Genomic DNA, 17,799 nt, shown 5'->3' with positions numbered 1-17,799 from the left:
ATAATTTGACCTCTTTTCCCGACGGAGGAGTAACGCACGGATTCAGTCAGGAAGTCCAAGAGCTATTATATAAGTACAAACTATCATGTTTCACATAATAGGGCCGGTTAGTGGGTCCTTTTATGTTATGAAGCCTGATTATGCCATGTTTACTCAGGAAATCTTGCGAAAAGCCCCTCTTAGCTGTTATAATTAGTGTTTAGAATATCTAGGTTTCAATTTTAAAACTTGATTATAGAAATGAGGGCAGGAACTTGGCGCAAGCTTCACAACGTATCCGTAATTTTTCGATTATTGCACATATCGATCATGGTAAATCTACTTTAGCTGATCGACTGATTGAATATACTGGGGCTTTGACTAAGCGGGAAATGGAAGCACAAGTCCTAGATTCCATGGATTTAGAACGTGAACGTGGAATTACGATTAAGCTGCAGGCAGTTCGCTTAAGTTATCAGGCTCAGGATGGTGAGGTTTATGAGCTTAATCTGATTGACACTCCGGGCCATGTGGATTTTACCTATGAGGTATCTCGTAGTTTAGCTGCTTGCGAAGGGGCCCTATTAGTTGTCGATTCCGTTCAAGGAATTGAGGCTCAGACTTTAGCAAATGTTTATTTGGCTTTAGAAAACAACCTGGAGCTGATCTCGGTTATTAATAAGATTGACCTGCCTAGTGCCGAGCCTGAACGTGTGAAGCAGGAGATCGAAGATGTTATTGGCTTGGATGCCAGTGAGGCTATTCTAGCTTCGGCAAAAACGGGAATCGGAATTGAGGAGATCCTGGAGAGAATTGTGACCATGGTGCCACCTCCTCAAGGAGATGATGAAGAGCCGCTGAAAGCCTTGATCTTTGACTCCAAGTTTGATGCCTATAAAGGTGCCATTTCCTATGTCAGAATTGTTGAGGGAAGAGTTGCTAAAGGGACAAGAATGCAGATGATGTCCACCGGGAAATCCTTCGAGGTAACTGAGGTTGGGGTTTTTGCGCCTTCAATGCGTATTGTGGACGAACTTAAGGCTGGTCAAGTTGGATTTATTGCCGCCAGCATCAAAAACGTTAAGGATACTCAGGTGGGGGATACCATTACCGATGCAGATAATCCGGCAGCTGAACCTCTTCCCGGATATCGAAAGGCAACCCCCATGGTCTTTTGCGGGCTCTATACTGTCGAGGCGAGCGATTATAATAAACTGCGTGATTCTTTGGAAAAGCTCCATCTAAACGATGCCAGCTTGATTTTTGAACCGGAGACTTCCGTGGCTTTAGGCTTTGGATTTCGCTGCGGCTTCTTGGGGCTGTTGCACATGGAGATAATTCAAGAACGGTTAGAACGGGAATATGATCTAAATTTGATCACTACGGCACCGAGTGTAATTTACAAGGTTAATACTGTTCAAGGGGAAGTATTGAATATTGATAACCCCTCCAATCTTCCGAAAGTTGATCAGATTGTCAGTATCGAAGAGCCCATTGTTAAGGCTACTATTTTGGTTCCGTCTGAGTACGTTGGCGCGATTATGGAACTCAATCAAGAAAAGCGCGGAGCCTATTGTAATATGGATTATGTCTCAACGAGTCGAGTAAAGCTGACTTATGAGCTACCCCTAAGTGAGATAGTTTTTGATTATTTTGATCAATTAAAGTCACGAACTAAAGGGTATGCGTCTTTGGATTATGAACTATCCGGCTATAAGGAAACAGATCTTGTTAAAATAGATATCCTCTTAAACGGGGAAATGGTGGATGCCCTTTCGTTTATCGTGCACCGTGCCAAGTCCTATAATCGTGGCAGGAAGCTTGTAGAAAAGCTCCGGGGTATTATTCCAAGGCACATGTTTGAAATTCCTATCCAGTCTGTAATTGGCAGTAGAGTTATTGCTCGTGAAACTGTTAATGCCATGAGAAAAGATGTCTTGTCTAAATGCTATGGGGGAGATATTTCCCGAAAACGAAAACTCCTGGAAAAGCAAAAGGCTGGGAAAAAGCGTATGAAGCAAGTGGGTAACGTGGAAATTCCCCAAGATGCTTTTATGGCCGTATTGCAGATTGAAGACTAGAAGAAAGAGTGTGTACGCCTATGCCGTCCTTATACGTTCACGTCCCATTTTGTCTCCAAAAATGTGACTACTGTGGATTTTATTCGCACTCACTTAAAAACTCATCCCCGGATCTTATCTCTGTGTATTTAGAGGGCTTAGAAATAGAGATGGCAAAGAGGCAAAAAGATACCCCTCCAGGGGTGTCTTCTCTTTTTATTGGAGGCGGTACTCCAACTATATTGAGTGAGCGGCAGTTAGAAGGGTTACTGGGAATGATTCAACGGTATTTCCCCATGAACCCAGAAGTCGAACAAACAATGGAAGGGAACCCGGGGACTATTACAGCTGGAAAGGCCAGGCTTATCCGGGATTTGGGGATCAACAGGTTTTCATTAGGGATTCAGAGTTTTGATGATGACTTGTTGCGTAATGTAGGGCGTGTGCACACTGCTGTAAAGGCCCGTGAGGCCATTGCCCACTTGAGATCGGCAGGATTTGAAAACCTCAATCTCGATTTGATGTTTGGCTTACCCGGACAAGGTCTGCAGGACTGGCAGGCATCCGTGGAGGAGGCCCTCTCCTATTCACCGGAGCATCTTTCCCTCTATGGGTTAATGCTGGAAGAAGGAACACCGCTTTTTGAACAATATGAGGTAGGTAATGGTATTAACAATACTAAGGGGGCCTCGCTCCGCAAGCAGTCCTTTCGATTAGAGCAAAAGGTTGAGGAGGGTTGTTTAAAAACACTTCCGAGTGAGGATCAGCAGGCTGAGATGCATGAATGGGCGGTAAGACGTTTAGGTATGGAGGGTTATCGGAACTACGAAACTTCAAATTTTGCCCTTCCCGGATATGAGTGTCGCCATAATTTAGGATACTGGCGGGGAGCGGATTATCTGGGAATGGGACCTGGCGGTGTATCATGTTTGAACAGGATGCGCTGGAAAAATATTGAGGATGTATGTGCATATAAAAACCTCTTATCTGAGGGGAAAAGTCCCATTGATGAGACCGGTCAAGAGGAATTGTCTTTACAAGAATGTATGGCTGAGCGGATGATTTTGGGATTGCGTCTAGAGTCAGGGGTTCATCTTAAAGAATTTGAAATTGACTTCGGAACTGATCTCAGGGATATTTATAGATCTGTTTTGGAACGCTATAAAGATACTGATATTTTTATTGTTGAGGGGGAGTATTTCCGCTTGAATCCTCGGTATTCCTTTGTCGCAAACTCCATCCTACAAGAATTTGTATAGTGGTTTAATCTCAAATATTTATCTTAAAATGATTCTTGACAAAGCCAAAATGAAGTGGTAATGTGAAGACATAAACTGTTAGCACTCATCGAGGTAGAGTGCTAACAACGAAGAAAATAATGAGTATGTACTTGTCAGTACATTTTGTATAAAGCAAGATCACTCAAGAAAGCGGGGAAGCATATATGCAAATGGATGAGCGCAAACGCAAAATATTGAGAGCGATAGTTCAGGATTATATTGCTACCGCCGAACCTATTGGATCTCGAACGATTGCTCGTAAGTTTGATCTGGGCGTATCTTCAGCAACTATACGAAACGAAATGGCTGATTTAGAAGAGTTAGGATTTATTGAACAACCCTATACCTCTGCGGGACGAATTCCTTCGGACGCAGGATATCGATACTTTGTAGATTGTCTGATGGATCCTCAAGAGCTTAATGCCGAGGAAATGGAGATCATTGAGCGTGAAAGCTCGAAAAGAATCAATGAGCTGCAGGAAGTGATTGCTCATACGGGAAAACTCTTATCCGAGCTTACAAACCTGACCAGTCTGGTGCTGGGTCCCCATAAAGGCAAAAGTACCTTTGGGAAAATGCATTTTCTCCCCTATCAACCTGGGCAGGTTATTATGGTCATCGTCAAAGAAAACGGGGCCGTGGAGAATCATATTTTGGATGTGGGCGAAAATCTCTCAGCGGAAGAACTTCAGCATGTGGCAGAGGTTTTTAACCAGAAGATGCGGGGATATTCCATAAGTCAAGTCAAACGCAGCATGCTGCATGAAATATATAGTGAATTATCGAGGCAAAGACTTTTAATAGATAACGCCATGGATATGTTAAGGGCTATCTTAGATGGTAAAGAGGAAGATGAACGTATCCATCTCGGTGGAACTCTAAATATGCTCAATCAACCTGAATTTAAAGATTTGGCTAAGGTCAAAACACTCTTCAAGGTGTTTGAAGATAATGAACCCTTGAAAAAACTGCTAACCCCCCGCCAGGAAGGACTAAATGTAACTATTGGTGGAGAAAATACATTGAAGGAATTTCGTGACTGCAGCCTGATTTCGGCGACCTATAAGGTCAATGGATTAACCATCGGGGCGGTGGGCGTACTTGGGCCGACCCGAATGGATTACGCCAAAGTAATAGCTATTGTCGATTTTATGACCCGGAGTATGACAGAAATTCTTACGCGACGCAGGCGGTGAATGAAGTTGCGAGGGGGGCTGGAGTGAAATTGCTCCGCTCACCACGGCGCCGTCGCTATCGAGCTTGATTACGAGGTGAGCGTTGGCAAACCTCTGGGCTGTTCTGAATGTGAACCTGTGCCACGCTGGCACCTCGTAATGTAAGCTCGATTGACGCGACTCTGCCTAAAGGTTCGCTGCGCAAATTTCACTCCAGCCTGGCTGGAGCGGGCGGGAGCTAGGAACCGGGGAATTGAGGCTGAATTGTTTGTTATAGATTAAGCGGTGACTGAGCCTTCTGGTTCATTCTATATAAATTAGTTAACACTTTACAGTGATTATGTTGCGAGAGGTGATTTTGCATGGCGCGAATGAGAGAAGAAACTCTCAGAGGCCCAAAAAGTATGGATGAGGGTCAAGTGGAGGATACGCAAGAGCGTGACCTTGAGAATCCTCCGGAAGAAGATAGTCTGGATAGTAACGATATGAGTCCTTTAGAAAAAATAATGACTCTGGAAGCTGAGCTTATTCAAGCAAAAGCCAAAGCTGATGAGCATAAAGATCATATGTTACGATTACAGGCGGAATTTGATAACTACCGAAAACGCACTCAGAAGGAAAAAACAGAGATCATTAAATATGCATCTGAACGCCTTATATCAGAGTTACTACCGGTTTTAGATAATTTTGAACGGGCGGCCAGTTCGGCCCAAGTAAACCCGGACTTCAATGCCTTCTCCCAGGGGATAGACATGATTTACCGTCAATTGCAAACTGCGCTTAACAAAGAAGGGCTTAAAGCAATTGAGGCTGCCGGGCAGCCTTTTGATCCCAATCTCCATGATGCGGTGCTCAGAGTAGAGTCTGATGAACATCCGGAAAACACAGTTGTCGAAGAACTACAAAAAGGATATTACCTTAAAGAAAAAGTTTTACGTCCCAGCATGGTTAAGGTTTCGAACTAGTTAAAGGAGGAAGATTATAATGGGTAAAATTATTGGTATTGACTTAGGTACAACTAACTCTTGCGTTTCAGTTATGGAAGGTGGAGAGGCTGTCGTTATCCCAAACGCGGAGGGAAATCGTACAACTCCATCTGTCGTAGGATTTTCTAAAACCGGTGAAAGACTAGTCGGTCAGGTTGCTAAACGTCAATCTGTTTCCAATCCGGATAAAACTGTTATTTCCATTAAGCGTCATATGGGAACAGATTTCAAAGTGAAAATTGACGATAAAACTTACAGCCCTCAAGAAATTTCCGCCATGGTTCTCCAAAAGCTCAAGACTGATGCAGAAGCTTATATCGGTCAACCCGTAACTCAAGCGGTTATTACAGTACCGGCATATTTTACGGATGCTCAACGTCAAGCGACTAAGGATGCAGGTTCCATTGCTGGACTTGACGTCTTGCGGATCATTAACGAGCCGACTGCTGCGGCACTTGCTTATGGTCTTGACAAAAAAGATGATTCCACGGTTTTAGTCTTTGACTTAGGGGGCGGTACCTTTGACGTATCCATTCTTGAGTTAAGTCAAGGCATGGTTGAAGTTAAGGCAACCAGCGGAAACAACAATTTGGGCGGCGACGATTTTGACCAACGCTTAATTGATTATATGGTTGCAGAATATAAGAAGAGCCATGGAGCAGATCTTTCCAAAGACCGAGTTGCCCTTCAACGTTTAAAAGAAGCAGCAGAAAAAGCTAAGATTGAGCTTTCCGGAGTTACCAGCTCCAATGTTAACCTGCCATTTATCACAATGACTGAGGATGGACCTCAACATTTGGATATGAATATTACTCGAGCTAAGTTCGATGAAATTACATCTGACTTGGTAGAATCCACCATTGGACCTACACGTCAAGCCATTGAAGATGCTAAATTATCTTGGAATCAAATTGACCAAATCATTCTGGTTGGTGGATCTACTCGTATCCCCGCTGTTGTAGAAGCTATTAAAAAAGTCAGTGGCAAAGAGCCTCATAAAGGGGTTAATCCGGATGAAGTAGTAGCTATGGGCGCTGCAATTCAAGGTGGCGTGCTCAGTGGTGAAGTTAAGGATATGATCCTGTTGGATGTTACTCCTCTTTCCTTAGGGATTGAAACCCTAGGTGGAGTTTTCACCCGGATTATTGATCGTAACACTACAATTCCAACCACTAAATCTCAAACTTTCTCAACGGCTGCCGATAATCAAACCTCAGTTGACATTCATGTCCTCCAAGGGGAGCGTGAAATGGCCAGTTACAACAAGACTTTAGGTCGTTTCCAACTCACAGGAATTCCTCCTGCACCCCGTGGTATCCCCCAAATCGAAGTTAAATTCGATATTGATGCTAATGGTATTGTTCACGTCTCGGCAAAAGATGTGGCCACCGGAAATGAACAGAAAGTTACGATCACTTCTTCTACAGGGCTTTCTAAAGAAGACATTGAAAAAATGAAGCAAGATGCTGAGGCTCATGCTGAGGAAGACAAGAAGCACAAAGAGCTAATCGATGCTAAGAACCAAGCGGATTCAATGGCCTATCAAACTGAAAAAACCTTAAAGGAATTCGAAGGTAAAGGCGACGCTGGTGAAGTTGAATCCATCAAAAAGGCAGTCGAAGACTTAAAAACTGCAGCTGCCGGTGATAATGTCGATGAGATCAATGCAAAAGTTGAAGCTCTTAATAAAGTTCTTCATCCTTATATTGAAAAAATGTATCAACAGCAAGCTGCTCAAGACCCAACCGGCGGAGCTGGTGCCGGTGCACAACCAGGTGCTGAACAAGCTAAAAAAGATGATGATGTAGTGGATGCTGAGTTTACTGAAGTCAAGAAGGATCTATAATAGGGAGGGCCGGAGCGAAATTGCTTCCCCAGTACAGTGACGATGCTATCAAGCTTCGCAAATTAACTCTCCTGGCTTTGGTCGCCAACCTTATGTGAAATTATGTTGACTAGGATTTGCATAACCGTAATAAGGTTGGCACGAGGTCAGGCAGGAGTTATTTAAAATATTAGGGTGCAAAGGTTGAAAGCCTTTGTGCCCGCGTTTGTTTGTGGAAATTTAAGGATTTCCTTTAAAGTGGATATTTCCTTGTGCTTCAGGGCGAAGGATCATATAATACTATAGGACTTTGCTGTCCAGGTGGATGGGTTTAGCAGGAGTGTGGAGGGAAGTAATGAAACGCGATAATTATGAAGTGCTCGGGGTCGAGCGGAATGCTAGCGAGCAGGATATTAAAAAAGCATATAGAAAGCTGGCTCGCCAATATCATCCCGATGTTAATCCTGGTAATAAGGAAGCGGAAGAAAAGTTTAAGGAAGTTACTGAGGCCTATGATGTTTTAAGTGATCCTCAGAAGAGAGCGCGTTATGACCAGTTCGGTGACGCAGACCCGGGTATGGGCGGATTTGGGGATGCCGGAGGCTTCGGCGATATTTTCGATATGTTTTTCGGCGGGGGCGGTGGTGGTGGTCAACGTCGCAATGGCCCTCAACGGGGCTCTGATTTGCGTTATGCAATGACCTTGACCTTTGAAGAAGCAGCCTTTGGCGTTGAAAAAGAAATCCAGATTCCCAAGGACGAGACTTGTTCGGATTGTCAGGGTTCAGGTGCAGCGCCGGGTACGCATCCCACAACTTGTTCTCAATGTCAGGGCAGCGGTCAAGTTAAGGTTACGCAACGGACTCCTTTTGGTCACATTCAAACAGCCAGAACTTGTCAAACTTGTAATGGAGAAGGCCGTACTGTTAGCAGTCCTTGCTCCACATGTCATGGACAAGGGAAGGTTCGCAAGGTTAAGACACTTAAAATCAATGTCCCTGAAGGTTCGGAAGATGGTTTGAACTTAAGGCTTAGCGGTGATGGCGAAGCCGGATCTAAGGGCGGACCTCCCGGAGATTTGTATATCATTTTACAAGTAAAACCTCATAAGTTTTTTGAACGTGATGGCAATGATGTTTATTGCGAGATTCCCATTACTTTTGTTCAAGCGGCTTTAGGTGCGGAAGTTGATGTTCCAACTCTGGATGGGGTTGTTAAGATGAAAGTTCCCGAAGGGACTCAAACCGCTACGATTTTTCGGCTAAAAGGACATGGTATACCTCGTCGCCGAGGAACGGGCCGAGGAGATCAGCATGTTAGAGTTGTTTTGACAACTCCTACTAAGCTTAATGAGAAGCAAAAGAAACTCCTCCGTGAGTTCGGAGAAGTTACTTCTGAACAACAACAAATGGGCAAAAAGTCGCTGTTTGAAAAGTTTAAAGAGAACCTCCGCGATGCAATGGGGTGAAAAGGAGTATAAACATGGATTGGCGTGAAGTTGCGGTAACAGTTTCATCTGAAGGAGAGGAAGCTGTTGCCGATCTTTTTTATGAGTTAGGTTGTCCGGGGGTCAGTATTGAGGATCCGGAACTCTTTGTACAATACATTGAATCTGGTGAGTGGGATTATCATAGTTTTGGAGATGTAGAACTCACAGGTAACTCTGTGGTTAAGGGTTATTTTCCTGAGGATGAAGAGCTTGCGGATAAGCTTCGAGTGCTTGAACAGGGGATTTTAGGGCTGCTGGAGCGGTATCCGGACTGGCTCATACATAGTAAAGGGATCTCACTGAAGGAAGAAGACTGGGCAACGGCTTGGAAGGCCTATTTTAAGCCCATATATATTGGCAAAAACTTTTTAGTAAAACCCACTTGGGAAGAGGTTGAGATTAAGCCGGAGGATGTTGTTCTGGAGCTGGATCCGGGCATGGCCTTTGGGACGGGCACCCACCCCACAACTACCTTATGTTTAAGAACCTTAGAGGACATGGTAGAACCGGAACATGTAGTTTTCGACTTAGGAACAGGTTCGGGTATTCTGGCTATTGCAGCAGCAAAGTTAGGGGCCAAGGTTGAGGCAGTTGATTTAGACTCTGTTGCTGTCAAAGTTGCTCAAGAAAATGTTAATCTGAATAATGTAGGCGACCGGGTACGTGTATTGCGAGGGGATTTGGGGACAGTACTAGTAGGACAGGCAGATGTCGTCATTGCTAACATTATCGCGGATGTAATTTTAGGGTTACTTCCGGATTTAAAGCGGATTTTGAAGCCGACTGGGGAATTTTTGGCCTCGGGAATTATCGATAAACGGGCTGAAGAGGTGGAAGTTGGGCTGAAGGAAGCCGGTCTGAAGATTGTTAACCGTGTGGAAGACTCTGGCTGGATCTTATTTCGAGCGAGGTGGGCTTAGTTGAATCGTTTTAAGGTCACGGAATTGGGGCGAGATGTTTTTTGGCTGCGTGATGCGGAGAGAGAACATCTTGTTCGGGTACTCCGTCTGTCACCGGGAGATTTAGTCGTAGGGTATGATAATACCGGGAGGGAGTACACTGGTGTTATTGTAAATATTGAGGATAAAAGTGTGACTTGCCGAATTCTTAGTACGGATCAACCGGATGTAGAAGCTCATACCTCTGTCTATATTGTGGCGGGGCTATCCAAAGGGGAAAAGATGGAGTGGGTGATCCAGAAAGGAACTGAATTAGGAATGTCCGGACTCATTCCTTTGCGTGCCAAACGTTCTATTGTACATATTGAAGGGAAGAAGGCTCAAGATAGAGTCGCCCGCTGGCAAAAGATTGCCTCTGAGGCCTCTAAGCAGTCGCATAGGGTACAAGAGCCTGAAGTATTTGAGGTCTGTGATTGGAAAGAGCTTAAGGAGCAACTGCCGGAGGATACTCAATGGATCATTCCCTATGAAGAAGAGAAGACTCAACGCTTGGCTTCTGTTCTGAAAACCATGAGTTCCGAACATCCTATTGCCATCATCATCGGTCCCGAGGGAGGCTTTGAGGAAAGCGAGGTAGCTTGGGTGCAAGAAAATCTCAGCGCCCAGAGTGTTTCTTTAGGGCCCAGGATTCTTAGAACAGAGACGGCGGCAATGGCAGCGATTACCCTAGTCTTGGGGCATTTCGGGGATTTAGGGTAGGGGACTTGTGTGTACATCGACTCGGTCTTACGACGCAGAGCAAACTAACCGTTCAAGCTCTTGGCTTTGGGGCGCGGGGTCCATCCTTCGGCGATAGTATTATTTTGAAGAACCCGCCTACGGCGATAGTCTCCACTGGAGACTATCGTACCAGATGAGCCGTCCGTGGCTCACTGGTGGCAGTGTACATCCCTGTACACTGCCCCGGTCTGGGGTCGCTTGAACGGAAGTTTGCTATTCTGCTTACGTAAAAGACGTCGCTGATGTATCACACTGCGTCCTGGGCTGGGGACGAGGGTACGAATGCTGGGGAGAAGGCACATTTCATGTGCGCCTTCAATGCAAGTTAGCAGGTTAGTATGTTGGGACGATGCTCGGCTTGCAGGCGCCGGTAGCGCATGTCTTATGCTCTGACCTTTATCTGGGGTCGCTTAAGCGGAAGTTTGCTATTCTGCTTACGTAAAAGACGTCGCTGATGTATCACACTGCGTCTTGGTTCTGGGGCCGAGGGGTACGAATGCTTGGAGAAGGCATATTCATGTACGCCTTCTTTTCAAGAAAGGCACTGATAATGACAACGATCAGGAAGAAGGTCAAATGGGGTACATATGGAAAAGAAGTCGCTGAGGCAATTAACTGAAAAGGTATCAGGAACAATTGCAATTACAAAAGAAGCCTTAGATAAAACTCATGGTATGCTGGCAAACAAAACGTCCCCTCTGCCAGGTGGGGCTGTCTGTTTTGTAACTCTGGGCTGTAAAGTGAACCAAACTGAGAGCGAAGCCATGGCTCAGCTTTTTCGCGAGGCAAAGTATCAGGTGGTTAGTTCCTCTGAAGAAGCGGATGTTGTTGTGGTTAATACCTGTACCGTGACGAATACCGGTGACAGCAAATCTCGTCAGGTTATTCGCCGAATGATTAAGGCTCACCCGGAGAGTGTTGTGGTGGTAATGGGCTGTTATGCTCAAACTGCACCAGGGGAAATTCTGGGTATTGATGGCGTGGATCTGGTGATTGGAACCCAGGATCGAGCGAAGATCTTGGAGTGGATAGACCGAGTGAAGGCAGAGAAGGCACCCCAGAATGCTGTCCGTGGGATTTGGGACGCTGAAGAATTTGAGGAACTGCCTCAACTTAGTGAAGAACATCGGACTAGGGCTATGTTAAAGATTCAGGAAGGGTGTAATCAATTTTGTACCTATTGTATTATTCCTTATGCCCGGGGGCCTTTGCGCAGCCGGCTTCCTGAGAACGCTATTGCAGAGGCTCGGCGTTTGGTAGAGGAAGGGTATCCGGAAGTCGTATTGACGGGTATTCACACCGGGTATTATGGTCAGGACTTGAAAGCGGATTGGAACTTGGCCCGCCTGGTTGGTGAGTTAGAAAAAATCCCGGGACTTCGTCGCTTACGTTTGAGTTCGATTGAGCCCATGGAATATACTGATGAGTTGATTGAGAAAATTGCTTTGTCTGACAAGGTCTGTCCTCACGTACATATCCCCTTACAAAGTGGGAGCGATAGGATTTTAAGCAGAATGAATCGTCCTTATGATTTAAAGGCCTACAAAGGTTTGCTGGAAAAACTTCGTCAACGGATTCCGGATCTGGCTGTGACGACGGACATTATTGTCGGCTTTCCTGGGGAAACTGATGAAGACCATGCTTCTACTATTGAGTTTGCCAAGTCCTGTGATTTTTCTGGAATTCATGTATTTCCCTATTCTAAGCGGAAAGGGACTCCGGCAGCGGATTATCCTGATCAAGTTTTAAAAAAGCTGAAGGATCAACGAGTTAAGGAGTTATTAGATGTTGCTCGTGCAAGTCAGGTGAGGTTTTGCCGGCAGTTTATTGGAAAATCGGTAGAAGTGCTAGTTGAAAAAGTTGATCTAAAAGGCAGTGCTATAGGACATACTCCTCACTATATTCAGGTAGAAATTCCTGCGAATAAAGATGCCCGACAGTGGGCAACCGGAGAGTTTGTTACGGTTGTTTTGGAAGAGCACCATATCTCCCTTGCTTAAGGATAAGTGCCATAATTTTGTAGGCTCATCCTTTCAGAAAAGTTCCTTTGAAGTTGTCAATAAATAATTTTGTGAATAAGATATAGGAGGTTAAGAACACTAATGTCGGATTGTATCTTTTGTCAAATAGCCCTTGGAAAGATTCCCAGCGAAATTGCTTACGAAGACGATCAAATTATTGCATTCAAAGATATTCAGCCGTTAGCTCCTGTACATCTGGTTATTATTCCTAAAATCCACCTGCGAAGTCTTAATGATGTAACATCTGATAATAAAGGATTAATTGGTCATCTTTTCAGTATTATTCGTCGGCTTGCCGAGGAATTTGGTGTGGCAGAATCAGGTTACAGGGTAGTCACAAATACCGGAACAGATGGAGGCCAAGTCATTGGGCATCTGCATTTTCATTTACTCGGAGGAAAGGCCTTAAATGCAAATATCGGCTGACCAATCTGACATTTAAAGTGCGCTTGACGCAACCTACTTCATCCAGTATAATAAAAAGGTATATTTGTGATGATCCAGTGGAGGGAGGGATAGACAATGAGTGAAGTCAAAGTTGGTAAAAATGAATCCCTTGATGCCGCACTCCGCCGGTTCAAGCGTTCTTGTCAAAAGGCAGGTGTTAGCGCAGAAGCTCGTAAGCACGAGGCGTATGAAAAACCGAGTGTGAAGAGAAAGAAAAAGTCTGAAGCTGCGCGTAAACGCAAGTTCAAGTAAGGAGTGTCTCAATTGACCCTGAAAGATCGCTTGGTTGAGGATATGAAGGTTGCCATGAGGGCCAAAGAGGAGGGGAAGGTAAGACTTTCCGTCATTCGAATGGCTAGGGCTGCCATTAAAAATGCTGAGATCGACAAGAAGATTGAATTTAACGATGAGCAAGTCATCGAAGTATTAGCTCGCGAAATGAAGCTGCGTCGGGATGCGCTTGAGGTTTTCGGGCAAGCGGATCGCCCTGATCAGGTTAAAGCTTTGGGAGAGGAAATAGCCGTTCTTATGGATTACCTTCCTCAACAGCTTTCTGAAGGGGATATTCGCCAACTCGTTAATGAGACCGTTACCACATTAGGGGCGCAAAGCCTTAAAGACCTCGGGAAAGTCATGGGGGCAGTAACCCCTAAGACAAAAGGCCGTGCAGATGGCAAACTTGTCAATCAAATTGTACGAGAAGTTCTCGGGGCATAGTAAGTTTAGTTTCAGCAGAAGGCTCAGTTACACAAGTAACTGAGCCTTTACAATTTTACAAGGTAATTATGAAAAGGCTTAATAGGTGTTTAAGAAGGTTCTCTGCTGGTGCCGCCCTGACCCAAGCGACTCTATTTTCATCCTCTGCTGATGCCTTGATTTGATACCTCCAGTAGTAATCAGTTGAGATGGCAAACAAAACGTCCCCTGCACCCCTTCCAACTTGTGGCATGTTTTTGAGAGAAAATTTTAAGGCTTGGACTATTATTGCTTTTCCCTTCATAAATATTCGTGAGGGGAGGGTTTTTTTTGTTCAAGAAAATACAAACCAGTGTTGGAGAAGTTTTGGATTTTCCACCGGATGTAGTGGGCGAAGGTCCTAAAATTACCATAACCGGAAAAAGACAAATAATGGTGGAGAACTATATTAGTATCCTAAATTTTTCAGAAGAAGAGATTCGCTTGGAAACTGCGGAAGGGGATATCTTTTTTAGAGGGAAGGGGTTAATGCTTAAGGTCATTTTAGCAACAGAACTGCAAATTGAAGGGGAACTGTCTTCCTTTTGGTTTGATGGAGGGGAGACGAAGTAATGTTTGAATGGCTGCGAACGTTTTGGTACGGGCGAATTCTATTCCTGGCAAGGGGAGAGCATTTAGCACACTTCGTTAATCAGGTGTCGAAAGAGGGCATCATACTCTATCATACGCAAAAATCTGAACGGGGTATGCGTGCTCAAATTAAGCTTGCCGATTTCAGGCGATTGCGCAGACCTGCCCGTCGTACCCATACTAGAGTTCATATTGTGGCTAAATATGGCTGGCCTTTTGTTGCTGCACGTTGGTGGCGAAGAAAAGGGTTGCTAATCGGAATCGTTATAATTGCCTCGGTACTTACGATTTTGTCTCAGCTGGTACTCTCTATTTCTGTGACAGGAAATAAGAATCTCGTTGCTGCTGACGTAATAGAACGTGCAGAGAAGCTCGGACTTAGAACATGGGTGTACTCTAAAGATTTAGACTTAAACGGAATAGCTAAATCACTTCAGGAGCAACTTCCGGATGCAGCTTGGATTGGGATAGAACGTCAGGGAACAAGCATTCAAATCAGAGTTTCTGAGAAAACTCGTCCGTCTATTCCGGATGAAGTCGGAAACCTGGTCGCAAGTCGGGCAGGGATTGTAAAGGAAATTATGGTGATTGACGGAACTCCCCTGATTCATGAAGGAGAAACTGTTCGGGCTGGGCAAGTATTAATTAAAAGTCCACAAGTGAATAATATGAGCAGTGCTAAAAATGCTCCGGTTTCTGTGGCCAGAGGATTTGTTCGAGCGCGAGTGTGGTATAGCGCTGAAGGACAAATCCCTTTAGTGGAGGATAAGGTTGAGGAAAGTGGGAGAGTAGCCAAGGGAAGGGGTATAAAAATTGGCTCCCGCGTTATAATGCTAACAGCACAAAGTTCTCCCTTTGAGCAATCTCGAGAAGAAGTGATTACCCAATCTATAAAACTCTGGAGGAATTGGCGCTTTCCTGTCGAAGGTATAAGAGTAGATCATATAGAACTTCATAATGTGCATATAGAACGTACTGTTTCCGAAGCGCGCCAATTAGCTGAACAAATAGCTCGGGCTGAAGTTCAGAAGAAACTAACACAGGGCGTACCAATTGTCTTAGAAACGGTTAAGGTTCTTTCGGATAATTCCGGTTCAGAACGAGTAAGAGTAGAGGTGGAAACCTACGAGGATTTGGCTGTATATGCCAATCCATAAGAGTGTGCTAATATGTTTCAGTCCTAGGGATCTAAAAGAACCTTAGGAACGGCACTGGGAAGTAAGGATGATGATATTGAAGATCAAAATGTTCAAAACGATCTGGGATGAGCTATCTAGCCGTCTTGATTGGCTTAAACATCACACCACTTGGCTTAGGGCCATTGTTGGGGTGATGTATTTTCTGTTACTTACGGTTTTATTATCATCGAATATTTTTGTATCCACATTACACTTGGAGGTAGGAGAACCAAGTCCTCAGCTTATTACGGCACCGTGGACTAGGGAAATTGTAGATCAGGTAAAGTATAATCGGGATAAAGAGGCTGCTTCAAAGGCAGTCCAGCCGGTATATAAGCCGGATGAGGAGTATCTGAATCTATTAACTAAGGAGATGGGGATTGCCTTCACCTCTTTGCGAGACGCCTCAACAAAGTCCGATAAAACAGATGAACTAAGAAAAAGGGAGCTTTTTGCAAGTCTCTCAGAGAGTGCTTTGATATTTTTAGTGGAAAAAGATTCCAGTGATCTTAACGAAATTGAAAAGACCGGCAGAGATATTATCTTGACCAGAGCGCGCAATTTAGATTCCGGGGCAAGAACCAGTGAGCAAATGGCGGTGTTTCGTGAGAACCTCAAAAAAGATTTTGAGCAGTCCCAGCTAGATGAGAATGCCAAAGAATTATTTAAGGTGTTTATCGATCAAGAAGTGACTCAACCTACCTTGATCGTAGATGAGCCTACTACGGAAGCCTTGCGAGCAGCAGCACGCGCCTTAATAAAGCAGGAGGTCTTGCATTATAAGGCTCTGCAAAAAATCGTGGGTATCGGTGAAATTGTAGATGAGACGACTTATCAAGTTTTAGTTGATTATGGTTTGATAAATAACCAGAATGCCTGGAAATCTGTGGTTGGAATTGCGCTGATCGTGCTGATTGGCATGGGTTCTATTTTAGCCTATCTGTTTCAGTATAAAAGGGATATCTATGTTATGACAAATCGCTTGGTTCTGATTGGTCTTATTATGTGCTTAGTTGTGGCTATTGGACGTGCAGTGATTGCTTTAAATCTGGGGGCCGACTTTAATTCCTTGTCAGGTATGCTGATTCCCATAGCCTGGGCAACTATGACAGTTGCAATTTTGGTTGGTGTGGATATAGCTATTATGGTTTCCTTGGTTTTAGCAGTTTTTGTCGCGGTTTTAGTCGATCCTGTTCTATCGACTTCCTTCGGGCTTCATTCAGGCGTGGTGGCTCTTTTTGGCGGGATTGTAGGAGTTTACAGTGTGTCTCGTTTAAGTCAACGGTCTGATTTAGCTCGTGCAGGGATATTCGTATCGGCTGTAAATGTTTTTGTTATCAGTGGGATCGCCTTGACCTCGGATATGCGCTTAGCAGTTTGGGGAGTAGGTGTGATATTAGGTATTGTTAATGGATTAGCATCGTCATTTCTAACAGTTGGGGCATTGCATTGGTTTGAATCAGGATTTCACATTACCTCTTCTGTAAGACTGCTGGAATTATCTGATCCTAATCGACCATTATTAAAACGCCTATTGATGGAGGCCCCCGGCACCTATCATCATAGTATTTTAGTTGGTAATCTCGCTGAAGCTGCGGCAGAAGCAGTTCAAGCGGATGCCACCTTGGTTAGGGTTGCAGCTTTGTACCATGATATTGGAAAGTTAAAGCGTCCGTATTTCTTTATCGAAAACCAATTTACCCAGGATAATCCTCATGATAAGATTGCTCCCACTCTAAGCTCCTTGATTATTACCTCCCACGTTAAAGACGGATTAGAACTGGCTAAGGATAATAAACTTCCACAGCAGATTCAGGACATTATCGCTCAACATCATGGAGATAGTCTAGTGAGTTTCTTTTATCATAAAGCACTTGAGGAATATGAAAATGTACCGGAAGAATCTTTCCATTATGAGGGGCCGAAACCCCAGACTAAAGAGGCTGCACTGGTTGCTTTAGCAGATAATGTAGAGGCTGCTGTAAGGTCTATGAAGCAACCAACCCCGGGGCGAGTCGAAGGGTTTGTACGAAAAATTATTAAGGACAAGCTGAACGACGGGCAATTAGATCAGTGTGATTTAACGTTTCAAGATTTAGACCGGATTGCTATGGCCTTTGTTCGTGTCTTGAGTGGTATTTTCCATTCTCGGGTAGAATATCCGGAGATGCCGAACATAAAGGATAACAATAGTAACTCAATGCATAAAAAACTTGAGGATCAAGGGGCTCTGAGTGACAAAAATCCTCTCAAGGAAAAGCAGCGGGATAATCCTCAGGAGGATGCTGAGATAAAGGTTTCACAAGACGGATGATCTAATAAAAAAGATTTTTGGGTATTTAATCTTTAGCGAG

15 protein-coding genes are annotated in these 17,799 nt (G+C 44.4%); all 15 read left to right on the top strand.

Features of this window, described 5'->3' with window-relative positions:
- Positions 1 to 254 precede the first annotated feature (254 nt).
- The 15 genes from lepA (at position 255) to DESMER_RS19215 (ending at position 17,759) form a co-directional block, all read left to right on the top strand.
- A complete protein-coding gene (lepA, locus tag DESMER_RS19290) occupies positions 255 to 2,060 on the top strand; it encodes a translation elongation factor 4 (RefSeq protein ID WP_014904746.1) in 1,806 nt (601 codons plus the stop codon).
- 20 nt (positions 2,061 to 2,080) lie between these two features.
- A complete protein-coding gene (hemW, locus tag DESMER_RS19285; protein WP_014904745.1) occupies positions 2,081 to 3,298 on the top strand; it encodes a radical SAM family heme chaperone HemW in 1,218 nt (405 codons plus the stop codon).
- A gap of 185 nt (positions 3,299 to 3,483) precedes the next feature.
- The gene (hrcA, locus tag DESMER_RS19280; RefSeq protein WP_014904744.1) at positions 3,484 to 4,515 is read left to right on the top strand and encodes a heat-inducible transcriptional repressor HrcA; all 1,032 of its coding nucleotides are present in this window, start codon (positions 3,484 to 3,486) and stop codon (positions 4,513 to 4,515) included.
- A gap of 341 nt (positions 4,516 to 4,856) precedes the next feature.
- Positions 4,857 to 5,459 carry a nucleotide exchange factor GrpE gene (gene grpE, locus DESMER_RS19275; protein ID WP_014904743.1) on the top strand — a complete coding sequence of 201 codons (603 nt, stop codon included), beginning with the start codon at positions 4,857 to 4,859 and terminating at the stop codon, positions 5,457 to 5,459.
- A 19-nt stretch (positions 5,460 to 5,478) separates the two neighbouring features.
- Positions 5,479 to 7,326 (top strand): molecular chaperone DnaK, encoded by a 1,848-nt coding sequence (gene dnaK / locus DESMER_RS19270; protein ID WP_014904742.1) that lies wholly within the window; start codon positions 5,479 to 5,481, stop codon positions 7,324 to 7,326.
- A gap of 334 nt (positions 7,327 to 7,660) precedes the next feature.
- Positions 7,661 to 8,773, top strand: coding sequence for a molecular chaperone DnaJ (gene dnaJ / locus DESMER_RS19265; RefSeq protein ID WP_014904741.1), 1,113 nt, complete (start codon positions 7,661 to 7,663; stop codon positions 8,771 to 8,773).
- A 14-nt stretch (positions 8,774 to 8,787) separates the two neighbouring features.
- Positions 8,788 to 9,714, top strand: coding sequence for a 50S ribosomal protein L11 methyltransferase (gene prmA, locus DESMER_RS19260; protein WP_014904740.1), 927 nt, complete (start codon positions 8,788 to 8,790; stop codon positions 9,712 to 9,714).
- On the top strand, positions 9,715 to 10,452 hold the full coding sequence (locus DESMER_RS19255; RefSeq protein WP_014904739.1) for a 16S rRNA (uracil(1498)-N(3))-methyltransferase: 738 nt from the start codon (positions 9,715 to 9,717) through the stop codon (positions 10,450 to 10,452). It begins immediately after the preceding gene.
- Positions 10,453 to 11,147: 695 nt separating this feature from the next.
- Complete coding sequence (gene mtaB / locus DESMER_RS19250; RefSeq protein WP_042334803.1) at positions 11,148 to 12,473, top strand: tRNA (N(6)-L-threonylcarbamoyladenosine(37)-C(2))-methylthiotransferase MtaB; 1,326 nt, start codon at positions 11,148 to 11,150, stop codon at positions 12,471 to 12,473.
- Between the two features lie 102 nt (positions 12,474 to 12,575).
- A complete protein-coding gene (locus DESMER_RS19245; RefSeq protein ID WP_014904737.1) occupies positions 12,576 to 12,920 on the top strand; it encodes a histidine triad nucleotide-binding protein in 345 nt (114 codons plus the stop codon).
- Positions 12,921 to 13,016: 96 nt separating this feature from the next.
- Positions 13,017 to 13,193, top strand: a complete 177-nt coding sequence (rpsU, locus tag DESMER_RS19240; protein WP_014904736.1) for a 30S ribosomal protein S21 — start codon at positions 13,017 to 13,019, stop codon at positions 13,191 to 13,193.
- A gap of 12 nt (positions 13,194 to 13,205) precedes the next feature.
- Positions 13,206 to 13,658: a GatB/YqeY domain-containing protein gene (locus DESMER_RS19235; protein WP_014904735.1), complete on the top strand. Its 453-nt coding sequence runs from the start codon at positions 13,206 to 13,208 to the stop codon at positions 13,656 to 13,658.
- Between the two features lie 309 nt (positions 13,659 to 13,967).
- On the top strand, positions 13,968 to 14,249 hold the full coding sequence (locus tag DESMER_RS19225; RefSeq protein ID WP_014904734.1) for a YabP/YqfC family sporulation protein: 282 nt from the start codon (positions 13,968 to 13,970) through the stop codon (positions 14,247 to 14,249).
- Positions 14,249 to 15,424: a sporulation protein YqfD gene (gene yqfD, locus DESMER_RS19220; RefSeq protein ID WP_014904733.1), complete on the top strand. Its 1,176-nt coding sequence runs from the start codon at positions 14,249 to 14,251 to the stop codon at positions 15,422 to 15,424. The genes DESMER_RS19225 and yqfD overlap by 1 nt, the downstream gene beginning before the upstream one ends.
- A 67-nt stretch (positions 15,425 to 15,491) precedes the next feature.
- Positions 15,492 to 17,759 carry an HD family phosphohydrolase gene (locus tag DESMER_RS19215; protein WP_014904732.1) on the top strand — a complete coding sequence of 756 codons (2,268 nt, stop codon included), beginning with the start codon at positions 15,492 to 15,494 and terminating at the stop codon, positions 17,757 to 17,759.
- Positions 17,760 to 17,799: the final 40 nt, after the last annotated feature.

Origin of the sequence: Desulfosporosinus meridiei DSM 13257, assembly GCF_000231385.2 — a bacterium.
In the GTDB taxonomy this organism is placed as follows: domain Bacteria; phylum Bacillota; class Desulfitobacteriia; order Desulfitobacteriales; family Desulfitobacteriaceae; genus Desulfosporosinus; species Desulfosporosinus meridiei.
Note: the sequence above shows the minus strand (reverse complement) of the source record. Positions and strands in the feature narration are given on the sequence as shown.

Excerpts from the sequence above, each read along its gene's own strand:
- hemW (WP_014904745.1), top strand. The coding sequence starts at position 2,081 with ATGCCGTCCTTATACGTTCACGTCCCATTTTGTCTCCAAAAATGTGAC.
- hrcA (WP_014904744.1), top strand. The coding sequence starts at position 3,484 with ATGCAAATGGATGAGCGCAAACGCAAAATATTGAGAGCGATAGTTCAG.
- grpE (WP_014904743.1), top strand. The coding sequence starts at position 4,857 with ATGGCGCGAATGAGAGAAGAAACTCTCAGAGGCCCAAAAAGTATGGAT.
- dnaK (WP_014904742.1), top strand. The coding sequence starts at position 5,479 with ATGGGTAAAATTATTGGTATTGACTTAGGTACAACTAACTCTTGCGTT.
- dnaJ (WP_014904741.1), top strand. The coding sequence starts at position 7,661 with ATGAAACGCGATAATTATGAAGTGCTCGGGGTCGAGCGGAATGCTAGC.
- prmA (WP_014904740.1), top strand. The coding sequence starts at position 8,788 with ATGGATTGGCGTGAAGTTGCGGTAACAGTTTCATCTGAAGGAGAGGAA.
- mtaB (WP_042334803.1), top strand. The coding sequence starts at position 11,148 with ATGCTGGCAAACAAAACGTCCCCTCTGCCAGGTGGGGCTGTCTGTTTT.
- DESMER_RS19245 (WP_014904737.1), top strand. The coding sequence starts at position 12,576 with ATGTCGGATTGTATCTTTTGTCAAATAGCCCTTGGAAAGATTCCCAGC.
- rpsU (WP_014904736.1), top strand. The coding sequence starts at position 13,017 with ATGAGTGAAGTCAAAGTTGGTAAAAATGAATCCCTTGATGCCGCACTC.
- yqfD (WP_014904733.1), top strand. The coding sequence starts at position 14,249 with ATGTTTGAATGGCTGCGAACGTTTTGGTACGGGCGAATTCTATTCCTG.
- DESMER_RS19215 (WP_014904732.1), top strand. The coding sequence starts at position 15,492 with ATGATGATATTGAAGATCAAAATGTTCAAAACGATCTGGGATGAGCTA.